The organism is Janibacter sp. CFPM2_SD2 (assembly GCF_057364645.1).
In genome coordinates, this window is record NZ_JBNFOF010000185.1 from 1 (window position 1) to 6,068 (window position 6,068).

Annotated in this window: 7 protein-coding genes and 1 pseudogene; 3 read left to right on the top strand and 5 right to left on the bottom strand. The window is 72.2% G+C overall.

All coding sequences use genetic code 11. From position 1 onward, the window contains the following. From AC2W7J_RS14590 to AC2W7J_RS14600, 3 genes are all read right to left on the bottom strand, one after another. On the bottom strand, positions 1-316 hold a 316-nt coding region (locus tag AC2W7J_RS14590), incomplete at its 3' end, for a hypothetical protein (protein WP_485983269.1). Positions 317-323: 7 nt separating this feature from the next. Then, the gene (locus AC2W7J_RS14595; RefSeq protein ID WP_255186075.1) at positions 324-770 is read right to left on the bottom strand and encodes an SRPBCC family protein; all 447 of its coding nucleotides are present in this window, start codon (positions 768-770) and stop codon (positions 324-326) included. A gap of 10 nt (positions 771-780) precedes the next feature. Then, positions 781-1,140 carry a hypothetical protein gene (locus tag AC2W7J_RS14600; protein ID WP_255186074.1) on the bottom strand — a complete coding sequence of 120 codons (360 nt, stop codon included), beginning with the start codon at positions 1,138-1,140 and terminating at the stop codon, positions 781-783. Between AC2W7J_RS14600 and AC2W7J_RS14605 the strand changes: the two are divergent. Together AC2W7J_RS14605 and AC2W7J_RS14610 are read left to right on the top strand one after the other, a co-directional pair. Next, a pseudogene (locus AC2W7J_RS14605) lies at positions 1,106-2,434 on the top strand (AMP-binding protein); the annotation flags it as partial. The gene AC2W7J_RS14600 and the pseudogene AC2W7J_RS14605 overlap by 35 nt on opposite strands. Positions 2,435-2,699: 265 nt before the next feature. Beyond that, complete coding sequence (locus AC2W7J_RS14610) at positions 2,700-3,101, top strand: hypothetical protein (protein ID WP_485983272.1); 402 nt, start codon at positions 2,700-2,702, stop codon at positions 3,099-3,101. Positions 3,102-3,140: 39 nt separating this feature from the next. On the opposite strand, the gene AC2W7J_RS14615 is transcribed toward AC2W7J_RS14610, so the two are convergent. Both AC2W7J_RS14615 and AC2W7J_RS14620 read right to left on the bottom strand, forming a co-directional pair. Then, positions 3,141-3,416 (bottom strand): hypothetical protein, encoded by a 276-nt coding sequence (locus AC2W7J_RS14615; protein WP_255186072.1) that lies wholly within the window; start codon positions 3,414-3,416, stop codon positions 3,141-3,143. A gap of 74 nt (positions 3,417-3,490) precedes the next feature. Further along, on the bottom strand, positions 3,491-4,723 hold the full coding sequence (locus AC2W7J_RS14620) for a DUF2332 domain-containing protein (RefSeq protein WP_485983274.1): 1,233 nt from the start codon (positions 4,721-4,723) through the stop codon (positions 3,491-3,493). Between the two features lie 74 nt (positions 4,724-4,797). Here AC2W7J_RS14620 and AC2W7J_RS14625 point away from each other — a divergent pair. After that, a partial coding sequence (locus AC2W7J_RS14625) for a DEDD exonuclease domain-containing protein (protein WP_485983276.1) occupies positions 4,798-6,068 on the top strand: 1,271 nt, incomplete at its 3' end.

A 6,068-nucleotide genomic window follows, 5' to 3' on the forward strand; every position in this document is an offset into this window, starting at 1 on the left:
GCCTGCGACCGCGACCTCGAGGACGAGCTCGTGGCCGTCGCGCCCGGCCCGGTCGGAGCTGGCGCGCCAGGCGGAGCAGGTCGGGCAGCTCCGGCGGCAGGATCCGCGAGACGAGGTCGGCGACGACGGGCGAAGGGAGGTCCAGCGCCGTGAGGAGCCGGTCGAGCAGGTCCTCGAGCGCGGTGACGACGGGGTCGGGCAGGCCGTCGTCGGGCGCCGGCCGCGCGACCACGTGGTGAGGGGTCAGCGCGGCGAGCACCCGTGAGGCGACGGCCGGACCGTGGTCACCGCCACCGACGACGAGGTGGGCGCGCACGGTCCTCTCAGGCCTCGGCGCGCTTCTTGAGGTCACGCAGCGCGGTGTCGATGATGACCTTCTCGGCCTTGCGCTTGAGCATCCCGAGCATGGGGACCTTGACGTCGACGGTCAGGTCGTAGACGACCTCGGTCGTGCCGTCCTCGAGCGCGGTGAGGGTGTAGGAGCCGTCCATGACCTTGAGCATCGTCGCCTCGACGAGCGTCCACGAGGCCACTCCCTGGCCGTCCTCGTCGACGTCCCACGTGTAGTCGAGGACGTAGGTGTCCTTGATCGGGCCCGCATCGAGGGTGAAGGACGCGGTGTCGGGCCAGCCGTCGCCGTCCTCGGTGAGGATCTCGACCCGGGTGATCTCCTTGGCCCACTCGGGGTAGGCCTCGAGGTCGGCGATGATGTCGAGGACGTCACCGGGGGCGGCGTCCACGACGGTGCTGGAGCGTGTGCTGTCGGCCATGCGGGCGACACTATCGTGCGCGGCCCTCGAGGCGGTCCTTGATCTCGTGGACCGCGCCCTTCCACCGGCGCCGGTAGCGCCGGGCCCATCGCGCCGAGCCCCGACCGTGCTCGCCGTGGACGAAGTGGTGGACGATCGTGCCGCCGTGGGCGGCCTCGAGCCAGACCTCCATGCGACCGGTGACCTCACCCTCGATCCGCCAGCGCACCCCCTTCGTCCCACGGTCCTGCACGACCTCCCGGCGCACGCCGGGGCACAGCCCGTCGAGCAGACCGGGGGCCTCGAGCCGTGCACGCACCACGTCCGGGGCAGCGCGCACGAAGGTCTCGTCGACGATGTCGACGAGCGGGGCCGGGCGCAGCAGGGGCACGGGAGGTCCTTCGGGTGGCTCGGGAGCAGTGGTGGCGGGAGCTCTGGTCCCGCTGGAAGAGTATGGCCACCATCACGAGAGGACCCCCCGAGGAGCGTCCAACCCGCGGGTAGGCTCCTCGCGAGCCCAGCCTCCAGCAGGTGGACCGGACGGCGAACGAAGGAGATCCCGTGAACGACAGCCAGATGCCCCGACTCATCGAGGGCAACCCCGACGACTCCCTGGCGGACCTGCCGGGGCGCAATGCGGACAACAACCCGCAGCGGTCGCCTTCACCGTCAAGGAGCAGGACGCCTGGCGCGACGTCACGGCGGCGCAGTTCAACCTCGAGGTCCGTTCCTTGGCCAAGGGCCTGATCGCCGAGGGCCTGCAGCCCGGCGACCGGCTGGCCATCATGGCGCGCACCCGCTACGAGTGGACCGTCCTCGACTTCGCCACGTGGGTCGCCGGCGGCGTGCCGGTCCCGATCTACGAGACGAGCTCGGCCGAGCAGGTCGAGTGGATCGTCAAGGACTCGGGCACCCGATTCGCGGTCGTCGAGACGGCGAAGCACCAGGCCATCGCCCAGGAGGCCGCGGGCAACCTCGCCGGCGGCATCGAGAAGCTGTGGGTCATCGACAACGGCGACCTCGACACGATCGTCGCCGCGGGCACCGAGGTCACCGAGGAGCAGGTCGACGAGCGCATCGCCGCGCAGGGCCGCAGCTCGCTCGCCACGATCATCTACACCTCGGGCACGACCGGCCGCCCCAAGGGCTGCGAGCTGACCCACGACAACTTCCTCGGCCTGGCCGAGAACGCGGCGGCCAAGCTCGGTGACGTCCTCCACCGCTCCGACGCGTCGACGCTGCTCTTCCTGCCGCTCGCGCACGTCTTCGCCCGCTTCATCGAGGTCCTCGCGGTCTCGGCGGAGGCCCGCATGGGTCACAGCGCCGACATCGCCAACATCCTCGACGACTTCCAGGCCTTCCGCCCGACCTTCATCCTCGCGGTGCCGCGGGTCTTCGAGAAGATCTTCAACAAGGCCAACGAGCAGGCCACGGCCGGCGGCAAGGGCAAGATCTTCGCCCGCGCGGCCGACGTCGCCATCGCCTGGTCCGAGGGTCAGGACACCGGGTCGGTGCCGCTGAAGATCAAGCTCCAGCACGCCGTCTTCGACAAGCTCGTCTACAGCACGCTGCGGGCCAAGATGGGCGACAAGGTGCAGTACGCCGTCTCCGGCGGCGCCCCCCTCGGCACCCGTCTGGGCCACTTCTTCCGGGGCATCGGCGTGACCATCCTCGAGGGCTACGGCCTCACCGAGACGACCGCGCCGGCGACCGTCAACCTGCGACCGGGTCAAGATCGGCACCGTCGGCCCGGCGCTGCCCGGCGTCTCGCTGCGCATCGCCGACGACGGCGAGGTCCTCATCAAGGGCGTCAACGTCCTGCGCGGCTACCACGGCAACGACGCGGCGACGGCCGACGCGATCGTCGACGGCTGGTTCCGCACCGGCGACCTCGGCGAGCTCGACGAGGACGGCTACCTCAAGATCACCGGCCGCAAGAAGGAGATCCTCGTGACGGCGGGCGGCAAGAACGTCGCCCCCGGTGTCCTCGAGGACCGCCTGCGCGCGCATCCGCTCATCAGCCAGTGCCTCGTCGTCGGCGACGGCAAGCCCTTCATCGCCGCGCTCGTCACCATCGACGAGGAGATGCTCCCGGGCTGGGCGGCCAACAACGGCCTCGACGCCCTGACCATCGAGCAGGCCCGGACCAACGAGACCGTCCTCGCCGAGATCCAGGGCGCGGTCGACGAGGCCAACAAGGCCGTCTCCAAGGCCGAGTCGATCCGCAAGTTCTCCATCCTCAGCGAGGACTTCACCGAGGACAACGGCACCCTGACGCCCTCCCTGAAGCTCAAGCGCAATGTCATCATGCGCGACTTCGAGGAGGACGTGGAGGCGCTCTACGGCAGCTGATCACCCCGGTGATCGATCGACGTGCGCCGGTGCGTGGGCTCAGCCCGCGTACCGGCGCACGTCGTCGTAGTGCTCCATCGGCTCGGCGACCGCGCGGGCCTCGTTGGCCTCCTGGACACTGACCAGTCCCGCCGCGATGAGCCGCGAGACGACCTCGCGCTCGCGGCGGTCGAGCGGCAGCTGGGGCGCCAGGTCGGGGTCCGTGAGGGTGGCCGGCGACTCCAGCGCGGTCACGATGCAGTCGGCGCAGCCGACGTGCTGGACCGGGCAGGTGCCGCAGTCGATCGTCAGGGGCAGTCCGGGTCGACGGGTCATGTCCGTCACCTCCTCGTCGCACCGGGTCCCTCCCGGCACCGACCACGCTAGGAGCGACCCCCGACAGCCCTTCGTCACGGCCTCCGCTGCCCCTGTCGCGTGCGCGCTTCCGCTCCCGAAGGGAGACGGGGCGACACTGCCGAAGTCCCTTCGTCGTCCTGCGGCCGGCGGTTGTCGTGCCGGACTTCGGCTTGACGTCGCCGCCCCGCCTCCCTTCGTCCGCTCGCGACCAACCCGTCCCCATCGTCCGCTTGCGTGTGGCCTGGGCGACGGCTCGCGTCAGCACCAGGTGAGGCGGCGGCCGTGGCCGTGGGTCCAGCCGACGGCCGAGGCGTCGAGGCCGAGGCAGAAGTCACTCTCGACTCCCTCGCACCGTGCGGTCGCGGTGACGTCGGGCAGGACGCGGGCGCCCTCGTTGGACACCCAGTGGGCTCGGCCGCCGTCGGCGCGGACGCGGCGACGACGTCGTGGGCCAGCTGCTGCCACTGCCTCCGGCCCGCGTCGTCGAGGTAGGCGATGACCGCCGAGTGGAAGAGGACGAGGGTCGCGTCGGGTGCCTGGGACCGCGCCCGGTCGACGACCGCGTCGAGGTCGGCGAGCAGGTCGCCGCGGGTGATGTCGACGGGCGCGTCGGCGACCACCCGGCAGGCCGCGGCCAGCCGGGCCCGGCGGTCCTCGTGCTCGGGCCACACGAGCGTCTCGAGCCACCGGGCGGTGTCCGGCTGGGTGAGGTCGAGCGGGTTGAGGTCGAGCCCGCCACGCCAGACCACCTGCGGTGCCGAAGGGGGGATCGGCGCCTCCCCGCGCACGATGCAGTCGAGGACGACGCCTGAGGGGCCGGTCGCCGGGTCGATGCGGGCGACCTGCGCGCCGGTGTCGTCGACATAGCGGTAGGACCAGCGGTCGGGGTGCAGGCACAGCCCGGCGCTCGCCCCGACCTCGATGAGGGCCAGCGGCCCCTCGAGACCGGCGAGCACGGGCAGCAGCGTCGCGCACCGACCGACCTCGTTGGTCTGCGTCGAGCGGGCGAGGACCGTCTCGCGCACCTGCGGCCACTGCCCGAGCAGCACCTCGCGCAGCGCACCGGGGTCGTCGTAGCCGGACGGGGTGCGTGCACCGTGCCACCGGGCCGCCGCGAAGACGAGGTTGGGCTGGCGCTTGCGCACCGGCAGCGTCGCGACGAGTGCCAGCGCCTCGGGGTCGGCCGCGAGGCCACGGGCCCACTCCTCGAAGGTGCGGGACTCCCCCTTCGCCTCGCGCTCGGCGAAGTGGCGGTAGAAGTCGGCCGGGTCCCCGAGATCGTCCATGGTCCGCATAAGGGCACCCTGTCACACCGTGCGCCTCCCGCTCGTTGTCGGTGGGGCGACCTACGGTCGTCGTCATGGAGGTCGTCCAGGACAGGCTCGGTGATCTCGGCACACCGCTGGCCGAGGTCACCTTCGTCGTCGTCGACCTCGAGACGACCGGCGGGTCGGCCCGCGACTGCGGCATCACCGAGATCGGCGCGGTCAAGGTGCGCGGCGGCGAGGAGCTCGGCGAGCTGCAGACCTTCGTCAACCCCGGCGAGCCGATCCCCGCCTTCATCCAGTCGCTGACCGGCATCACCGACGCGATGGTCGCCGACGCCCCGCGCACCGGCGAGGCCGTCGCGAGCTTCCTCGAGTTCGCCCGCGGCGCCGTCCTCGTCGCCCACAACGCCGGCTTCGACATCGGCTTCCTCAAGGCCGCGTGCGCCGCCCACGACCTGCGCTGGCCGGGACCGACCGTGCTCGACACGGTGCGGCTGGCCCGGCAGGTCGTCTCGCGCGACGAGGTGCCCAACCACAAGCTCGGGACCCTCGCGAGGTACTTCGGCGCCACGACGACCCCCGACCACCGGGCCCTGCACGACGCCCGCGCCACCGTCGACGTCCTCCACGCGCTCATCGGGCGGCTCGGCTCCGTCGGGGTGCACACCCTCGAGGAGCTGAGCTCCTACACCTCACGGGTCAGCGACGAGCTGCGGCGCAAGCGCCACCTCGCCGACGGGCTGCCGTCGGCGCCGGGCGTCTACGTCTTCAAGGACGAGCGCGGCGAGCCGCTCTACGTCGGTACCTCGATCGACATCCGCGCACGCGCCCGCAGCTACTTCACCGCGTCGGAGCAGCGCCGGCGCATGGGCGAGATGGTGCGGCTGGCCACCGAGATCACCCCGATCGTCTGCGCGACGACGCTCGAGGCCCAGGTGCGCGAGCTGCGGCTGATCGCCCGGCACAAGCCGCGCTACAACCGCCGCTCGCGCCACCCCGAGCGCGCCTGGTGGCTCAAGCTCACCGACGAGGTCTTCCCCCGGCTGTCGATCGTGCGCTCGGTGGGACCCGACGACCTGGCCTTCGCCGGACCCTTCGGCACGCGTGGCACCGCCGAGGAGGCCATGGCCGCGCTCCACGACGCCGTCCCCCTGCGCCAGTGCCTCACCCGGCTGTCGCCGCGGCGGCCGACCTCCGCGTGCGCGCTCGCCGACATGGGCCGCTGCTCCGCCCCGTGCACCGGCGAGGTGCCCGTCGAGGACTACGCGGTCACCGTCGCCGAGGCCGCCGAGGTCCTCGTCGGCGACTCGCGCTCCGCGGTCGCGGCGCTGCGGGAGCGCATGGCCGAGCTGTCGGCCCAGGA